Genomic DNA, 15,864 nt, shown 5'->3' on the forward strand with positions numbered 1-15,864 from the left:
GGTGCCGCCGGACCAGTGGGAGTGATTCGCGTGGATCGTGTCGCGCTGCGTGGGCTGAAGGCCAGAGGCCACCACGGAGTGTTCCCCCGGGAGCGCGAGGAAGGCCAGACCTTCATCGTCGACCTGGTCCTCGGCCTGGACACCCGCCCGGCGGCGGCCTCCGACGATCTCGCGAAGACCGTCCACTACGGCATCGTCGCCGAGGAGGTGGTGGCCGTCGTCGAAGGCGAGCCCGTCGACCTCATCGAGACCCTGGCGGAGCGCATCGCCGACCAGTGCCTGAAGCACGAGGGGGTGCAGGAGGTGGAAGTGGTGGTCCACAAGCCGGACGCACCGATCACCGTCCCCTTCGATGACGTGACCATCACCATCACTCGGAGCCGAGTATGAAAACCACCCAGCAGCCGGCCCCCGCCACCCCCTCCCGCTCCTCCCACGTCAACCCCGTCAACGACCCGACCGTCCAGCCGGTCCCCGCTTCCGTGGTGGAGCAGGTGGACGCGGCGGACGTCACGCTCTCCAACCCCAAGCGCGCGGTGATCTCGCTGGGGAGCAACCTCGGCAACCGCCTGGAGACCCTCCAGGGCGCCGTCGACGCGCTGGAGGACACCCCCGGTGTCCGGGTCAAGGCGGTCTCCCCGGTGTACGAGACCGAGCCGTGGGGCGTCGCCCCCGACTCGCAGCCCTCGTATTTCAACGCCGTGGTGCTGATCAAGACGACGCTGCCGCCGGAGTCCCTGCTGGAGCGCGGGCACGCCATCGAGGAAGCCTTCGAGCGGGTGCGGGACGAGCGCTGGGGCCCGCGCACCATCGACGTGGACATCCTCGCCTACCAGGACGTGGTCTCCGACGACCCGCGGCTGACGCTGCCGCACCCGCGCGCCCACGAGCGGGCGTTCGTCCTGGTGCCGTGGCACGACATCGACCCGGAGGCGGAGGTTCCGGGGCGCGGCGCGGTGGCCGCCCTGCTGTCGGGGGTCGGCGCCGAGGGTGTGAATCTCCGGGCGGACCTGGAACTGCGGCTGCCCGAGTAGTCGTTAGGGTTGCGGGCCGGTCGCGTACGGTGGCGATGCGTTCGGGACGCCGGGTGCGCTGATGTACTGGCGTATGGACGTCGGTGGTGGCGCGCTCGCGCGTACGCAGGCGGCCGGACGGATACGGCGGCGGCACCGGTGGGTGCGGCCATGAGAGCGGACTCGGTCATCGCGGCAGGGGTGACCGGGACGGTGCGAGGGGCGATCGCGCGGTGAAGCAGCTACGGATCAAGGTCCTGGTCGGGCTGTTCCTGGTGGTGGGGATCCTGGCCTGGGCGGGCGCCCGGTTGTGGGACTCGTTCGGGACCCTTCCCAGCGTGCCGGTGGCGGCGCCGATCGTGTTGGCGCTGATCGCCGCGGTGCTGGCGGCCACGGCCTTCTCGCTGCGGTCCCGGCTGCGGGCACAGCGCGAGCGGCGGCCCGGGGCGAAGGGCGTCGAACCGCTGGTGGCCGCCCGGGCGGTGGTCTTCGGCCAGGCGAGCGCCCTGGTGGCGTCGCTGGTCGCCGGGTTGTACGGCGGCGTCGGGGCCTTCCTGCTGACGTCGGGGGTGGACGACGCGCGCAGCAGCCAGGCGGTGTACGCCGGGCTCTCGGTGGTCGCCGGGGCCGGCGTGATCGCCGCGGCGATCTTCTTGGAGCGGGTCTGCAAGCTGCCCGAGGGCGAGGACGGCGACGACGGCCCCGGGGCGACGCGGGTGTGACCGCGACGCGGGTGTGACGGAGCCCCGGCCGGACCGACGCGGTCCGGCCGGGGCTCCGGTGCGCTTCAGGCCCGCGGGACGGTGTCCAGGGCGACCTCGTCGCGGGGGAGGTCGGCGGCGTCCGCGGTGGTGGCGCGGCGCAGTGCGCCGTGCAGGGCGGCGGGCGTGAGGACGCCCCGGTAGCGGTCGCCGTCGAGGACCGCGAGCCAGCCCGCGTCGTGCTGGAGCAGCGTGCTCAGCGCCTGCCGGAGCGGGGTGCCGAGCGGCACCGCGGCGGTCATCGGGCGGGCCAGGTCGCGGACGCCTGCGGTGCGGTCCGCGGCGGGGCCGGTGAGCGCGTCGGCCGCCACCCAGCCGTAGGGCGATCCGTCGGTGTCCAGGACGACGGCCCAGGGGGCGTCGGCGGCGGAGAGCGCGTCGGCGGCCCGGGAGGCCGGGTCGTCCAGGCGGACCACCGGCGGCTCGTCGAGGTCGGCGGCCTCGACGGGGGTGACCGCGAGCCGCTTCAGACCCCGGTCGGCGCCCACGAACTCGGCGGTGTACGGGGTCGCCGGGGCGCCCAGGACCGTCGCCGGGGTGTCCAGTTGCTCGATCCGTCCGGCGCCGTAGACGGCGATGCGGTCGCCGAGCCGGACCGCCTCCTCGATGTCGTGGGTGACGAAGAGCACCGTCTTGTGGAGCGTGGACTGGAGCCGCAGGAACTCGTTCTGGAGGTGCTCGCGGACGACCGGGTCGACCGCGCCGAAGGGCTCGTCCATCAGCAGCACGGGCGGGTCGGCGGCGAGTGCACGGGCCACGCCCACGCGCTGCCGCTGGCCGCCGGAGAGCTGGTCGGGGTAGCGGTCGCCGTAGACGGACGGGTCCAGGCCGACCAGGTCCAGGAGTTCGGCGGCGCGGGCCCGGGCCGCTTTGCGCGGCCGGCCGAGGAGGTGGGGGACGGTGGCGGTGTTGTCCAGGATGGTCTTGTGGGGGAACAGCCCGACCTGCTGGATGACGTAGCCGATGCGGCGGCGGAGTTCGACCGGGTCGGCGTCGGCGATGTCCTCGCCGTCGAGGAGGATCCGGCCGTCGGTGGGTTCGATGAGCCGGTTCACCATCTTCATCGTGGTCGTCTTGCCACAGCCCGAGGGGCCTACGAGGGTGATGAGTTCACCCTTGGCGACCTCGAAGGAGAGGTCGTCGACGGCCGTGGTGCCGTCGGCGTAGCGCTTGGTGACGTGCTCGAAGCGGATCATGAATTCCCCCTGTGTGGACGGGCCCCATTGTGTACGCGTCGTGCGTGGGTGGCATGAACGCGATGTTGCGAGTGGAGGGTGGGCCGAGGTGATTGTCAGTGGTGGGGGTTAGGGTCGCAGACAGTCACCACGGTATCGGCGAGCGGGGGAGGTGACGGCGGTGGAGGCACCGGTGCGTGCGGCGGAGATGCTGACGGGCAGTCAGTTCATGGCGCAGGGCGGCGGGCCCGGCTGCCTGGAGCGGAACGACTGGATATGCGGGGAGTACCTCCGCACCCGGAGCCAGGAGTTGCTGGACGCCACGCTCCAGCACGTCGGCATCACGGTGGTGTCGGTGCTCCTCGGGCTGCTGGTCGCCTTTCCGCTGGCGCTGCTGGCGCGGCACCGGCGGGGCGTCGCGGGCCCGGTCCTGGGGCTGACGACGGTGTTGTACACGGTGCCGTCGCTGGCGATGTTCGCGCTGCTGACGCCGGTCTTCGGGGTGTCGCCGTCGGTCGTCGTCACGGGCCTGGTGCTGTATTCGCTGACGATCCTGGTGCGCAACATCCTCGCGGGGCTGGACGGGGTGCCCGCCGAGGTGCGGGAGGCCGCCCGCGGGATGGGGTACGGGCCCGCCCGGCTGCTGTTCGAGGTGGAACTCCCGCTCGCGCTACCGGCGTTGGTGGCCGGTGTGCGGATCGCCACGGTCTCGACGGTGGCGATGACGACGATCGGCTCGGTCGTCGGCTACGGCGGGCTGGGCAATCTCATAGCCAGTGGCATGGAGGGCTTCTTCAAGGCGGAGGTGCTGACCGCGTCGGTGCTGTGCGTGGTGCTGGCGCTGGTGGCGGATCTGCTCCTGCTCGGGCTGCAGCGGCTGCTGACGCCGTGGACGCGGGCGGGCTCCGGGGGCCGCCGGGTGCGCCGCGGGGCGGCCGTGGCGAAGGCGGTGGGGTGAGCGTGGACGCGATCACGGGGGCCTGGCGGTGGCTGGGCACGGCCGCCAACTGGGCCGGCGAGAAGGGCGTGTGGCACCGCCTCGGCGAGCACCTCTGGCTGAGCGGGCTGTGCCTGCTGCTGTCCTGTCTGATCGCACTGCCGCTGGCGCTGTGGCTCGGGCACATCGGCAAGGGCGGGACGCTGGCGGTCAATGTCTCCAACGTGGGGCGCGCGGTGCCGACCTTCGCGGTGCTGGTGCTGCTGACGCTGAGCCCGTTGGGGAAGCACGGCGACTGGCCGACGATCATCGCGCTGGTGCTGTTCGCGGTGCCGCCGCTGCTGACCAACGTCTATCTGGGCATACGCGAGGCGGACCGCGATGTGGTCGAGGCGGCGCGCGGGATGGGCATGTCGGGTCCGCAGCTGCTGCGGCGGGTGGAAATACCCCTCGCCTACCCGCTGATCATGACGGGCCTGCGCTCGGCCGCGGTCCAGGTGGTGGCCACCGCGACGCTGGCCGCGCTGGCCGGCGGCGGGGGCCTGGGCCGGATCATCACCGCCGGCTTCGGCAACTACGACACCGCGCAGGTGGTCGCCGGTGCGGTGCTGGTGGCGCTGCTGGCCCTGGTGGTGGAGGGGGCGCTGGTGCTGCTGGACCGGGCCTGCGACCCGATGCGCGGACGGCGGCGCGGGCCGCGCAAGAGGGGGCAGGGCCCGGTCGAGGAAGTCCCGCCCGCTCCGGCCCCGACCCGAGACGTCTCAACCGGTCAACCGACCTGATCCGAACGGACGGAGTGGAATTCCATGAGCAGCACAGCACGCACGGCCCGCACGGCGCGTACCGCGCTCGTCGCGGGGACGGTGGTGGCGCTGGCGGCCGGGCTGGCCGCGTGCGGCGGGCAGAGCCTGGAGGAGAAGGGCGGCCAGGGCAAGGGCGGCGGGAAGGGCGAGATCGTCATCGGCTCGGCGGGTTTCACCGAGTCGAAGGTGCTCGCCGAGATCTATTCGCGGGTCCTCGCCGATGCCGGTTACCGCCCGCGGGTTCAGACGCTGACCAATCGTGAGCTGTATGAACCGGCCCTTGAGAAGGGCCAGATCGATGTCGTTCCGGAATATGCCTCCACGCTTGCGGAATTCCTCAACGCGAAGAAGAACGGCGCCAAGGCGAAGCCGGTGGCGTCCAGCGACATCGGCAAGACGGTGGCGGAGCTGAAGAAGCTGGCCGAGCCGCGCGGACTGAAGGTGCTGCCGGCAGGCGCGGCCACCGATCAGAACGCGTTCGCGGTGACCAAGGAATTCGCCGCCCAGCACACGCTCAAGACGCTCTCCGACCTGGGCCGTTCCCAGCAGAAGATCAAACTCGCCGCGGGGGAGGAGTGCGAGACCCGGGTCTTCTGCAAGCCCGGCTTGGAGAAGACCTACGGCATCACCGTCGAGGGCATCGACCCCAAGGGCGTGGGGACCCCCCAGGCCAAGCAGGCTGTGAAGGACGGCACCGATCAGCTGGTGCTCACCACGACCACGGACGCCACCCTCGACAACTTCGGTCTGGTGCTTCTGCAGGACGACAAGAAGCTGCAGAACGCCGACAACGTCCTGCCGGTGCTGAATGCCAAGAGCGCCGATGACAAGAAGATCGAGACCGCCCTCAACAAGATCACGAAGGTGCTCACCACCGAGGACTTGATCAACTTGAACCGCAAGGTCGACGCCGAGCGTTTGAAGCCCGCCGATGTCGCGCAGGCGTATTTGGAGTCCAAGGGGTTGGTCAAGAAGTAACCAGCGGGGAACGGATCCGTATGTGAGGCCCCATAGGTCTCGAACGCACGGTAAGTTTCTGGCCATGCCACGAGGACGCCACCGCCATTCCCCACCCCTCCACCGGCTGCTTCCTCCATCGACGGTCGCCGGTGCGTCAATTGCCTGCGCCACGGGAGCCTGGTTCGTCGGCGACGACCTCGTGCAACGGGTGCTCGCCGCCGGTGCCGCGGCCGCCGCGGTCACCGGTGCGGTCCTGTTGCGCTCATGGGACCGCAAGGCCGGTAAGCGGGTCGCCGAGCTGACGCGCGCCCGGGTGCGCGACGAGTGGCGCACCGAGGAGCGGGTCGCGGAGCTGGAGACGGACGTCGAGGAGGCGCGCGAGATCCGCGCCGGCCTGGACGCCAAGCTCCGCGCCAAGCGCGCCGAACTCGCCCGGTTGCGCAGCGAGCACGCCGCGCTGCTGCGCCGCTACGCCACCGCCGAGACCGAGCGGGCCAGCGCCCTGGAGGGCCGCCGACTGCTCGCCATCGAGGCCGGGCAGCCGTCCTCCGGCGGCGAACTCGTCCCGGCCCGGCGCGAGCCGGCGACCGGCGGCGGTCGCCCGGTGCCGGCCGCCCGGGATGCGGAGGGCGCGGCCCCGACCCGTCCGGCCGCCACGTTCGCGGAGGCGGACCGGGCGCTGCGCGAGCTGGCCCGCAACGCCGCCCGGCAGCGCGCCGCCGCAGAACACGCCGGCCCGGACGGCAGCAGCGCCGAGGGGAAGCCCGAGGCGACCGACCAGGGGAAGACCGGGGCGGCGGCCGTGCAGGGGGTGGGCGGACCGGCGCTCCGCCCGGTGCCGGCCGCCGCCGCCATCGCCCCGACCCGCCCGCCCGTGCCCCGCACGCTGGGCGGCTTCGACTTCTTCGGCAACACCACCGTGCCGCGTCAGCAGTTGACCGCGCCGCTGGAGGAGGACCTGGCGGACGTCGTCGGCGACGAGGCGGTCGCCGAACAGTCGGCGCGGGCGGAGGCCCGTGCGGCGCTTCCGCAGGCCACCGGTGCGACCGCCGCCGCGGCGCACCCGGAGTCCGAGGCCACGGAGTCCGAGGCCATGGAGTCCGACGCCACGGAACCGGCGGCCGCGGAACACGACACCGCGGCCGGCGCCGACGGCGAGGCGTCCGGCGAAGAGGCGCCCGGCAAGACGGTCGCCGACGGGGCGACCACGCACGGCGCCGGCGAGGTCATCGACCTGACCGCGCACGACGAGACCGAGCAGCTCGATCTCGCCGAACTGCGCAGCGCCATCTCCTGAGCGCCGGAAGGCGACAGAACGCACCGAGCGGCGGGGAGCTCGTCCACAGCCTGTGGACGGGCTCCCCGCCGCCGTGTCGTACGTGGGCGACCGCCGCGGGCCGTCGCGCGCCGGCGACGCGTCGAGGCCCCCGGCGGTCCGGCTACTTGTCGATGTCCCCGACCACGAAGAACATCGACCCCAGGATGGCGACCATGTCGGCGATCAGGGTCCCCGGCAACAGCTCCGTCAGCGCCTGGATGTTGTTGTACGACGCGGAGCGCAACTTCAGGCGGTAGGGGGTCTTCTCGCCCTTGGAGACCAGGTAGTAGCCGTTGATGCCGAGCGGGTTCTCGGTCCAGGCGTAGGTCGCGCCCTCGGGGGCCTTGAGGACCTTGGGCAGACGCTGGTTGATCGGACCGGGCGGCAGCTCCGCGATCCGGTCCAGGCAGGCGTCGGCCAGGTCGAGGGAGTTGTGCGTCTGCTCCAGCAGGCACTCGAAGCGGGCCAGGCAGTCGCCCTCCTCCTTGGTGACGACCTTGAGCGTGGACTGCAGGTCCCCGTAGGCGAGGTACGGCTCGTCGCGCCGCAGGTCGAAGTCGACGCCGGACGCGCGGGCGATCGGCCCGGAGACGCCATAGGCGTGCACCGCCTCACGGGTCAGCACGCCCACGCCGCGGGTGCGACCGCGGAAGATCTCGTTGCCCAGCACCAGGTCGTCGAAGACGCCCATACGGGAGCGGACGTCGGCGACGGCCTGCCGGGCCCGGCCGAGCCAGCCGGCGGGCAGGTCCTCCTTGAGGCCGCCGACCCGGTTGAACATGTAGTGCATCCGGCCGCCGGAGATCTCCTCCATGACGGTCTGCAGCTCCTCGCGCTCCCGGAACGCGTAGAAGACGGGGGTGATGCCGCCGAGCTCCAGCGGGTACGAGCCGAGGAACATCAGGTGGTTCAGGACGCGGTTCAGCTCGGCGAGCAGCGTGCGGGTCCACACCGCGCGTTCGGGGACCTCCATGCCGAGCATCCGCTCGACGCCGAGCACCACGCCCAGCTCGTTGGAGAACGCCGACAGCCAGTCGTGGCGGTTGGCGAGCATGATGATCTGGCGGTAGTCGCGGGCCTCGAAGAGCTTCTCGGCGCCGCGGTGCATGTAGCCGATCACCGGCTCGGCGTGCCGGATGCGCTCGCCGTCCAGGACGAGGCGCAGCCGCAGCACGCCGTGCGTGGAGGGGTGCTGTGGGCCGATGTTCAGCACCATGTCGGTGCTCTCCGCCGCGCCGCCGATGCCGACCGTCGTCTCCGTCATGGGGACAGTGTCGCAGGGCGGGGTGAAGCGGAGCCGGGTGGTCCGTGGTGTGGAACGGGCCCGACCGAGGGCCGGGCGGCGGGGTCGGGGCATGGGGCGCGGCCACGCGGTGCGGCCGTGCGGTCAGGCCGTGGGGTGCCGTCGGTCCGGGACGTCGGAGGCGAGCAGGCCGGCGCAGGCGGTGCCACCGACCGGCTCCAGCAGCCAGCCGAAGCCGCCCAGGCCCGCCGGGTCGGTCAGTTCCGCGGCGTCCCCTGCCGCGCCGAGCGCCCGTAGGTAGCCGGCCGGGTCGGTGCCGGCCAGGGACAGCGGCGGGCGGCGACCGGCCACGCCGAGGGAGTGCAGCGCGGCGCGCTGGGTCAGTCGCTCGGCGGCCGGGCCGGCGCAGGCGTCCAGCGCGACGTGCGCGGTGAGGTCGCAGCTGCCGTCCGGGACGGGGTGGACCTCGCGGCCCTCCCGGAAGCCGGTGAGGGTGCCGAAGGGGGGCCGGTCGGCGCGGTGGTGGGCGTAGTCGACGGCGACCGCGAGCCCGGCGCGGAGGGCGCGGACGGCGCGCGCCCAGGCGGCGTCCCGGGGGCGGCCGATCTCGGCGCGCAACCCGGTGGCGGGGCCGGCGTCGGCCTCCGGCGCGACGGGCGGCCACCAGCGGGCGAGCCACTCCGCGTCCGGGCCGTCGACGGGCGGACCCAGCCGTTCCGTGCCGTCGGCCCGGACCAGGACGCGGCGCGGTACGCCGTCGGCGTCCGTCTCGACGACGTCCACCGGGACGTTGTCCAGCCACTCGTTGGCGAAGAGCAGGCCGGTGAGGGAGCCCGGGGCGGGCAGCTCGGCGCGCCAGGTGATGCGGGGGTCGAGGCCCTGGGGGCGCGCGGCGCGTTCGACGGCGTACGGGCGCAGCCGGGCGCGCACGTCCTCGGGCAGGGCGGCCAGCACGCCGGTGAGCAGCTCGCCGCGGCCCGCGCCGACGTCGACCAGGGCCAGCTCGTCCGGGTGCCCGAGTGCGGCGTCGACCCGGCGGAGGAGGGTGGCGACGGCGCCGGCGTACAGCGGGGAGGCGTGGACGGAGGTGCGGAAGTGGCCGGCGGGGCCGGGGCCGCCGGGGCGGGTGTAGAAGCCGTCGGGGCCGTAGAGCGCGTGCTCGGTCGCCTCCCGCCAGCCGCGCCAGGTGCCGTCGGCGGCGGCCGGGTCGGCGGCGCCGTCGGTGCCGGGGCCGGAGGGCGCGGCGGGGTGGTGGTCCTCGGCGGTCGCCGGCCGGGCCTGCCGGTGCTCGTTCGCCGCCGGCCCGCGTCCCTGTGTTGTCACACGCACCACGGTACGGGGGGTGGCGCGCGGCGAGGGGCGTCGCCCCGTGGTGTGACGGTCGGCCTGCGGTATGAGTCTGAGTAGGGAGGAAAGCCGCTGGTGGCGGGCGTTTCTCCGGGGCGGGGCGGGGGACGCCCGGGCTTTGTGATCATGTGTCGCCCCCGGGGGCGACACAATGGGCGCACGGGACCTCCACCTAGCGGAGTAGGCCCCACCGAAGAGGATCGCCCCTCCGGTTGACTCCGCTACCCCTCTGCGCTGCCTACGCTGGGTTACGTGCAGCGCCTCTATGACTTCCTCCGCAGGCACCCGACGGGAGTGGACAGCTTCTGGGCTTTCCTCCTCTTCGGGCTCACCGGGTTGTGGGTCATCTCCCAGTCGGGCATCGAGGGCAAGTTCCTCGGCCTGTTCTTCAGCATCGGGCTGTGCCTGGTCATCGCCCTGCGCCGGAAGTACCCGGTCAAGATGCTGCTGTTGACCGCCGCCCTCGGCGTCGGCCAGCTGATCTTCAACGTGACGCCCAATACGGGCGACTTCGCGATGCTGGTGATCATCTACACCGTTGCCTCGGAGACCTCGGCCCGCCGCTGGGCCTCACGCTTCGCACTGGCCGCCGCGCTGATCGGCCCCGGCCTGTCCCAGCTCCGCTTCCGGGACAGCCCGGTCGAAACGCCGTTGTGGGCAGCGGCGTTCTTCACGGCGCTGCTCACCGTGCCGTTCGTACTGGCCTGGGTGCTGGGCGACTCGATCCGCACCCGCCGCGCGTACTGGGCGCAGCTGGAGGAGAAGGCCGCCCGCCTGGAGAAGGAGCGCGAGGCCCAGTCCCGGATCGCGGTCGCGGCCGAGCGCGCCCGGATCGCCCGCGAGCTGCACGACGTCGTCGCGCACAACGTCTCGGTGATGGTCGTCCAGGCCGACGGCGCCGCCTACGTCCTCGATGCCGCGCCCGAGCAGGCCCGGCAGGCACTGGAGACGATCTCCGGCACGGGCCGGCAGGCGCTGGCCGAGATGCGCCGGCTGCTGGGCGTGCTGCGCACCGGCGAGCAGGCCGAGGGCGGGGAGTATGTGCCGCAGCCCGGCGTCGAGCAGCTCGCCGATCTCATAGACCAGGTCCGGGGCGCGGGGCTGCCGGTCGACTTCCGGGTGGTCGGCGAGCCGCGCCCGTTGCCCAGCAGCGTCGAACTGACCGCGTACCGCATCGTCCAGGAGGCGCTGACCAACACCCGCAAGCACGGCGGCCCCAGTGTCAGCGCCACCGTCCGCCTCACCTACCGGGACGACGACCTCGATCTGCTCGTCGAGGACGACGGCCGCGGCGCGCAGCACGAGCTCTACGAGTCGGGCGGCGAGGACGGGCTCGGCCACGGCCTGATCGGTATGCGCGAGCGGGTGGGCATGGTCGGTGGAATCCTCGACGCCGGGCCTCGGCCCGGCGGCGGCTTCCGGGTCAACGCCGTGCTGCCGCTCAAGGCGGAGCGGTGAAGGGCCCGTCCGCGCCGCCGCCGCACCGGCCCGGCACGCCACGGTGCCGCTCCCGTAAGACGATGTGGTCCCGTGAGGCCCGGCGCCGCTCGCCGTGGTCCCGTTCGGGGCCGCCCCGCTCGCTTCCGTCCCACTCGCCTCAGCCGACCCAGCCGACCCAGGCAACCTGTGAAGGGATCCCCCTGCCATGACCATCCGCGTGATGCTCGTCGACGACCAGGTGCTGCTGCGCACCGGCTTCCGGATGGTGCTGGCCGCACAGCCCGACATGGAGGTCGTCGCCGAGGCGGGCGACGGGGTGCAGGCCCTGGAGGTGCTGCGCTCCACCGACGTGGACGTGATCCTCATGGACGTCCGGATGCCGCATCTCGACGGGGTCGAGACCACCCGCCGGATCTGCGGGGGCGGACAGCCCGAGGGCGCCCCGAAGGTGCTCATCCTGACCACCTTCGACCTGGACGAGTACGCCTTCTCCGCGCTGAAGGCCGGGGCCAGCGGCTTCATGCTCAAGGACGTCCCGCCGAGCGAACTCCTCGCCGCGATCCGGTCGGTGCACAGCGGGGACGCGGTCGTCGCCCCGTCCACCACCCGCCGCCTGCTGGACCGCTTCACGCCGATGCTGCCCGCCACCGCCGGTGAGCCCGCGCGGCCCGAGTTGGAGCGGTTGACCGAGCGCGAGCGGGAGGTGCTGCTGCTCGTCGCGCAGGGGCTGTCGAACGGCGAGATCGCGGCGCGGCTGGTGCTGTCGGAGGCCACGGTCAAGACCCATGTGGGCCGGATCCTGACGAAGTTGAGCCTGCGGGACCGGGTCCAGGCGGTGGTGCTCGCGTACGAGACGGGGCTGGTCCGGGCCGGGGGCGCCGGGGCGTAGCGCGGCCGACCGGGCCGACCGGGCCGACCGGGCTGGTGGGGCGCAGGCCCGGCCGGCCCGGTTGTCGCGGTACGGGCGATGTCCGGCACGAGTATTGACGCGAACACGTAAACGGGAGCAGATTGGCGCGCGGTAAGGAAACTTTCCTAACAGAAGGGTTCCCCGTGCGCAGCAGAACGCTTGCCCTCGCCACCGCCTCCGGCGCCGCCCTCCTCACCGCAGCGGCCCTTCCCGCCGCCGCCCAGCCGGCCGCCCACCGGGCCGCGCCGCACGCCGCCCTCCAGGAGGGCTCGGTCTCCGCGGCCCAACTGCTCGCCAAACTCAAGGACTGCAAGCAGATATCCAACGGCAAGTACCGGACCGACGAGGAGACCTCGGCCACCGTCCCGGTCTGCGGCAAGAACGGCGCCGTCTTCTGGAAGGCCGACATGGACATCGACTGCGACGGGCAGATCACCGCGCAGTGCAACGCCGACACCGACCCCTGGTTCCAGGACGACACCCGCTTCCGCCAGTCCGACGGCAAGCCGTTGAACGCCGCGAAGCTCCCCTATGTCGTGGTGCCCAGCGTCAGCGGCATCTGGAACTACGAGTCCGCGGGCATCAAGGGCGGCGGCGTGGTCGCCCTCATCTACAACAACCAGGTCGAATACGCCGCCGTCGGCGACACCGGACCGGAGAAGATCATCGGCGAGGCGTCCTACGCGGCCGCCAAGGGGCTGGGCATCGACCCCAACCCCGAGACCGGCGGCGCGGATGCGGGCGTCACCTACCTGCTGTTCAAGGACTCCCAGGCATCGCCGATCGAGAGCCACGCCGATGCGGTCGCTCGCGGCGACGCCCTGGCGAAGGCGTTCCTGCAACAGAACTGACGGGCGGTGGGGCGGCGGCCCGCGCCGGGACCGCCGCCCTCAGCGCAGCACGCCCTCAAGGAAGTCGCTGCCCAGCCGGGCCACCACCTGGAGGTCCAGCTGGTGCAGCACATAGCGCCCGCGGCGCCGGGTCTGCAGCAGCCCCGCCTTCTTCAGCACCGCGATGTGCCGCGACACCTCCGGCGGCGTGATGCCGAACGCCGTCGCCAGCTCCCCCGTCGTGTGCGGCCCCCGCGACAGGGTGCGGCACAGCTGCATCCGCATCGGGTGGCCGAGTGCCTCCAGCCGTTGCTGGACGAGCTCCAGCGTGGCCGGGGCGGGCAACTCCGGGCTGGCGACCGGGTATTGGAGCACCGGGCGCCAGCCGGGCGCGTGGCTGAACAGCAGGTGCGGCCAGCCGAACGAGGTCGGGAGCAGGGTGAGCCCGGGATCGGCGGGGTCGGCGAACGCCGTTGTGCGCCCGCTGGCCAGCTTGTCGACCAGGATCCGGGTGGTGCCGCTGCCGTCCTGCGTCTCGTCCAGCGTCAACGCCCGCGAGGTCGCGGCCAGCGTCTCGGCCAGGCCCTTGCGCCGCAGCAGCTCGGTCTTGTGCCGGGCGTCGGCGGCGAGTTGGATGCCCACCCGCCGCCAGATGTCCCCGAAGAAGGCGTCCTCGCAGTCCTCGAACAGGCGGCGCAGCCACACCCGCAGCCCGTCAGGGTCGGTCAGCATCCGATCCGTGAACGCCGCCTGCCGCGGGCCACGGGCCGCCGCCATCTCCCGTACCCGCGCCCGTTCACCGGCGTCGACCAGGGGCGACGGCGTGGGAAGCGTGTACCTGGCCGAGCAGTTGATCTCGAAGAAGGCGGCCACGAACCGCTCGTCGTCGATCGTGTCCAGCGCGTCCAGCTCCTCCCGCAGCGTCGCCTTGGGGTGGGCGGGCAGCAGGATGTCGGAGCGGGAGGACCGCCACAGGAAGTCCGCCTCGCACAGCCGGTCCGCCAGGTCGGTCTTCAGCCCGGCGTTGGTCGCGGTGACCCAGCCGTGCAGCCCCGGATGGTGGCCCGGCTCGGACAGCGCGTGCAGCGCCGCACTCAGCTCGGCCAGCGGGGAGGGCGTGAAGACGACGCGCTCCGGCGGCAGCCCGGTGATGTCGATGACGTTGGCCATGGACCTATCATGCGCGAGGCCGTGACCTGCGGTGTCGTCGATTGACGGCTCTCGTCAATCGACGCGCCAGAGACCGCTCGGCCGTCCCACAGTGAGGGACATGAACGCCATGCAGCAGCATCTCCTCGACAGCTACCGCGCCGCCCAGCGAGGCGAGGCCACCCCGCCCGCACCGTACGCGGAAACCGCCCGCACCGTCCGGGAGGTCCGGCAGTGGCGCCGCTTCCAAGCCGTGGTCAGCGAACCCGCCGAGCGCTGGTGGGGGCGCGGCGGACGGCTGGCACGCGCCACCGCGGCACTGCTGGCGCACGGCCCCCGCCCGCTGGACGGCGGCCCCGCCGGACCGGCCCGTCCCGTCGCCGGACGGCTCCCCGCCGAGCACGACGGCAGGCACCGCGCGGGAACGGCCCGGGCATGAACCACCCCGGCGGCCACGGCACGAGCGTGAACCGTCCGCGCAGCAAACGCCCGGGCACGACCCGCACGAGCACCAACGGCCCTGCCGGGAGCTCGTGGGGGGCTTCGCGGTGGTCCTCGCCGAGGTCCGCGCGAGATGCGTCGCCGGGGCGCCCGGGGGGCCGCGCCGGCCGTCGTCAGCCGTCGATGCGCCGGACGAAGTCGCCCACCGCCGTGCGTATCTCCTCCGCCGTCCACTCCAGCGCGGGGGAGGCGACCGTGACCTCCGTCATCGCCACTCCCGGCGGTCCGACCGAAGCCGGCTCGAACCACCTGCCGAACAGCGTCGTCCGGGTCTCCTCCGCCTGACGGGTGCCCGCCTCGTTCAGAACCTCCGGTGGATACGGCAGCCATACCTGGAATTCATGGGTGTGCGGCTCCTCGGGGTGGATCCGGAACCAGGGCACGCCGGCCTCCGCCAGACCCTCCCGCAGCGCCCGGGCGACGACCTTGGCCTGGGCCACGTACCGCGGCAGCCGCGGAAGCTCCTGCTCCAACCCGACCAGCGCGGCGAGAGCGGTCGGCCACTGCTGGAAGAGCTGACCGCCGTAGCGGTGCCGCCAGGCCCGGGCCTCCTCGACGAACTCCTCGGTGCCGGCCAGGGCGGCGCCCGCTATCCCGCCCAGCGATTTGTAGAACGAGACGTAGACGCTGTCCGCGAGGGCGGCGATCTCCGGGAGCTCCCTGCCGAAGTGCGGTGCGCACTGCCACAGCCGGGCGCCGTCGAAGTGCACCACCGCGTCCAGGTCCCGCGCCGCGGCGACCGCCGACGTCAGCTCCTCCCAGCTGGGCAGGACGTATCCGGCGTCCCGCAGCGGGAGTTCGAGGGCGAGGGTGCCGAAGGGTTCCTGGAGATCGTAGATCTCGCCGGCGGTCGGCAGGCGCGGGGCGCCCGTCGGATGCACCATGCGCAGCCCGCTGACCACCGCGTACGCGTCGCGCTCATGCACCTCCAGGTGGGACAGCGGGTGACCGGCGACCGTCGTACTGCCCGTGCGGCCCGCCCAGCAGCGCAGCGCCACCTGCTGCGCCATCGTGCCGGTCGGGAAGAACACGGCGGCCCCGGTGCCCAGCGCGTCGGCCGTCCGACGCTCCAACTCCCCGACGATGCCGTCGTCGTTGCCGTAGAAGTCCGTCCAGTCGTCGAGGCCGTAGACGCCGGGGGCGTCGGCCGTCAGACGGGCCAGCCGCTCGGCGATCGTCTCCGGCGGGCGGGCGCCGGACAGTGTCCGCACCGAGCCGCGGCAGGCGGCGAACCGCCGCTCCCGGTCGTCGGCCGCGGCGACCACGGTGTCCTCCATCGCGCCGTCCCCGCCGGTGTGCTTCCCGGCGTCTGCCGGGTGCTTTCCGCCCTCGATCATGTCCCCCACCTCTGCTTCGTCCCGCGCCGTCCGCGCGAGGTGTCGTATCGATCATCGCGCGGGCGCCGCCGGCGCGGCGAGCCCTGTGGATAACTCTCCGAACAGGGCGGAGTGAGGCGTTCCGTTTCTGCTCGGAGACC

16 protein-coding genes are annotated in these 15,864 nt (G+C 73.0%); 11 read left to right on the forward strand and 5 right to left on the reverse strand.

All coding sequences use genetic code 11. The features are described from left to right. The first annotated feature begins 30 nt into the window (after window positions 1–30). The 3 genes from folB (at window position 31) to JNO44_RS24490 (ending at window position 1,735) form a co-directional block, all read left to right on the forward strand. Window positions 31–390 (forward strand): dihydroneopterin aldolase, encoded by a 360-nt coding sequence (gene folB, locus JNO44_RS24480; RefSeq protein WP_016574864.1) that lies wholly within the window; start codon window positions 31–33, stop codon window positions 388–390. Beyond that, window positions 387–1,034, forward strand: a complete 648-nt coding sequence (gene folK / locus JNO44_RS24485; protein ID WP_039634152.1) for a 2-amino-4-hydroxy-6-hydroxymethyldihydropteridine diphosphokinase — start codon at window positions 387–389, stop codon at window positions 1,032–1,034. Before folB ends, folK begins: the two co-directional genes overlap by 4 nt. 212 nt (window positions 1,035–1,246) lie before the next feature. After that, window positions 1,247–1,735: a DUF3180 domain-containing protein gene (locus JNO44_RS24490; protein WP_205366103.1), complete on the forward strand. Its 489-nt coding sequence runs from the start codon at window positions 1,247–1,249 to the stop codon at window positions 1,733–1,735. 65 nt (window positions 1,736–1,800) lie between these two features. On the opposite strand, the gene JNO44_RS24495 is transcribed toward JNO44_RS24490, so the two are convergent. Then, on the reverse strand, window positions 1,801–2,970 hold the full coding sequence (locus JNO44_RS24495; protein WP_205366104.1) for an ABC transporter ATP-binding protein: 1,170 nt from the start codon (window positions 2,968–2,970) through the stop codon (window positions 1,801–1,803). A 208-nt stretch (window positions 2,971–3,178) separates the two neighbouring features. Between JNO44_RS24495 and JNO44_RS24500 the strand changes: the two genes are divergently transcribed. The 4 genes from JNO44_RS24500 (at window position 3,179) to JNO44_RS24515 (ending at window position 6,946) form a co-directional block, all read left to right on the forward strand. Continuing rightward, window positions 3,179–3,907: an ABC transporter permease gene (locus tag JNO44_RS24500; RefSeq protein WP_073444545.1), complete on the forward strand. Its 729-nt coding sequence runs from the start codon at window positions 3,179–3,181 to the stop codon at window positions 3,905–3,907. Between the two features lie 2 nt (window positions 3,908–3,909). Further along, window positions 3,910–4,668 (forward strand): ABC transporter permease, encoded by a 759-nt coding sequence (locus JNO44_RS24505; RefSeq protein ID WP_205366105.1) that lies wholly within the window; start codon window positions 3,910–3,912, stop codon window positions 4,666–4,668. A gap of 24 nt (window positions 4,669–4,692) precedes the next feature. Then, entirely contained in the window at window positions 4,693–5,667 is a 975-nt protein-coding gene (locus tag JNO44_RS24510; RefSeq protein WP_205366106.1) for an ABC transporter substrate-binding protein, read from the forward strand. A gap of 190 nt (window positions 5,668–5,857) precedes the next feature. Then, window positions 5,858–6,946, forward strand: coding sequence for a hypothetical protein (locus JNO44_RS24515; protein ID WP_205366107.1), 1,089 nt, complete (start codon window positions 5,858–5,860; stop codon window positions 6,944–6,946). A 142-nt stretch (window positions 6,947–7,088) separates the two neighbouring features. Here the strand turns inward: JNO44_RS24515 and JNO44_RS24520 are convergent, their stop codons facing one another. Next, window positions 7,089–8,231, reverse strand: coding sequence for an NADH-quinone oxidoreductase subunit D (locus tag JNO44_RS24520; RefSeq protein ID WP_205366108.1), 1,143 nt, complete (start codon window positions 8,229–8,231; stop codon window positions 7,089–7,091). 123 nt (window positions 8,232–8,354) lie between these two features. Further along, window positions 8,355–9,533, reverse strand: coding sequence for an SAM-dependent methyltransferase (locus tag JNO44_RS24525; protein ID WP_205366109.1), 1,179 nt, complete (start codon window positions 9,531–9,533; stop codon window positions 8,355–8,357). A gap of 276 nt (window positions 9,534–9,809) precedes the next feature. Here JNO44_RS24525 and JNO44_RS24530 point away from each other — a divergent pair, with 276 nt between their 5' ends. The 3 genes from JNO44_RS24530 to JNO44_RS24540 all read left to right on the forward strand — a co-directional run bounded on the left by JNO44_RS24530 (window position 9,810) and on the right by JNO44_RS24540 (window position 12,758). After that, complete coding sequence (locus tag JNO44_RS24530) at window positions 9,810–11,015, forward strand: sensor histidine kinase (protein ID WP_205366110.1); 1,206 nt, start codon at window positions 9,810–9,812, stop codon at window positions 11,013–11,015. 187 nt (window positions 11,016–11,202) lie between these two features. Further along, window positions 11,203–11,886, forward strand: coding sequence for a response regulator (locus JNO44_RS24535; RefSeq protein WP_205366111.1), 684 nt, complete (start codon window positions 11,203–11,205; stop codon window positions 11,884–11,886). A gap of 164 nt (window positions 11,887–12,050) precedes the next feature. After that, window positions 12,051–12,758, forward strand: coding sequence for a glycoside hydrolase family 75 protein (locus JNO44_RS24540; protein WP_205366112.1), 708 nt, complete (start codon window positions 12,051–12,053; stop codon window positions 12,756–12,758). A 39-nt stretch (window positions 12,759–12,797) separates the two neighbouring features. On the opposite strand, the gene JNO44_RS24545 is transcribed toward JNO44_RS24540, so the two are convergent. Next, window positions 12,798–13,907: a DUF5937 family protein gene (locus tag JNO44_RS24545; protein ID WP_205366113.1), complete on the reverse strand. Its 1,110-nt coding sequence runs from the start codon at window positions 13,905–13,907 to the stop codon at window positions 12,798–12,800. Window positions 13,908–14,007: 100 nt separating this feature from the next. Between JNO44_RS24545 and JNO44_RS24550 the strand changes: the two genes are divergently transcribed. After that, window positions 14,008–14,325, forward strand: coding sequence for a hypothetical protein (locus JNO44_RS24550; protein ID WP_205366114.1), 318 nt, complete (start codon window positions 14,008–14,010; stop codon window positions 14,323–14,325). 175 nt (window positions 14,326–14,500) lie between these two features. Here the strand turns inward: JNO44_RS24550 and JNO44_RS24555 are convergent, their stop codons facing one another. Next, window positions 14,501–15,664: a threonine aldolase family protein gene (locus JNO44_RS24555; protein WP_235096067.1), complete on the reverse strand. Its 1,164-nt coding sequence runs from the start codon at window positions 15,662–15,664 to the stop codon at window positions 14,501–14,503. Window positions 15,665–15,864 lie beyond the last annotated feature (200 nt).

Origin of the sequence: Streptomyces noursei, assembly GCF_016917755.1 — a bacterium.
Classification (GTDB): domain Bacteria; phylum Actinomycetota; class Actinomycetes; order Streptomycetales; family Streptomycetaceae; genus Streptomyces; species Streptomyces yunnanensis.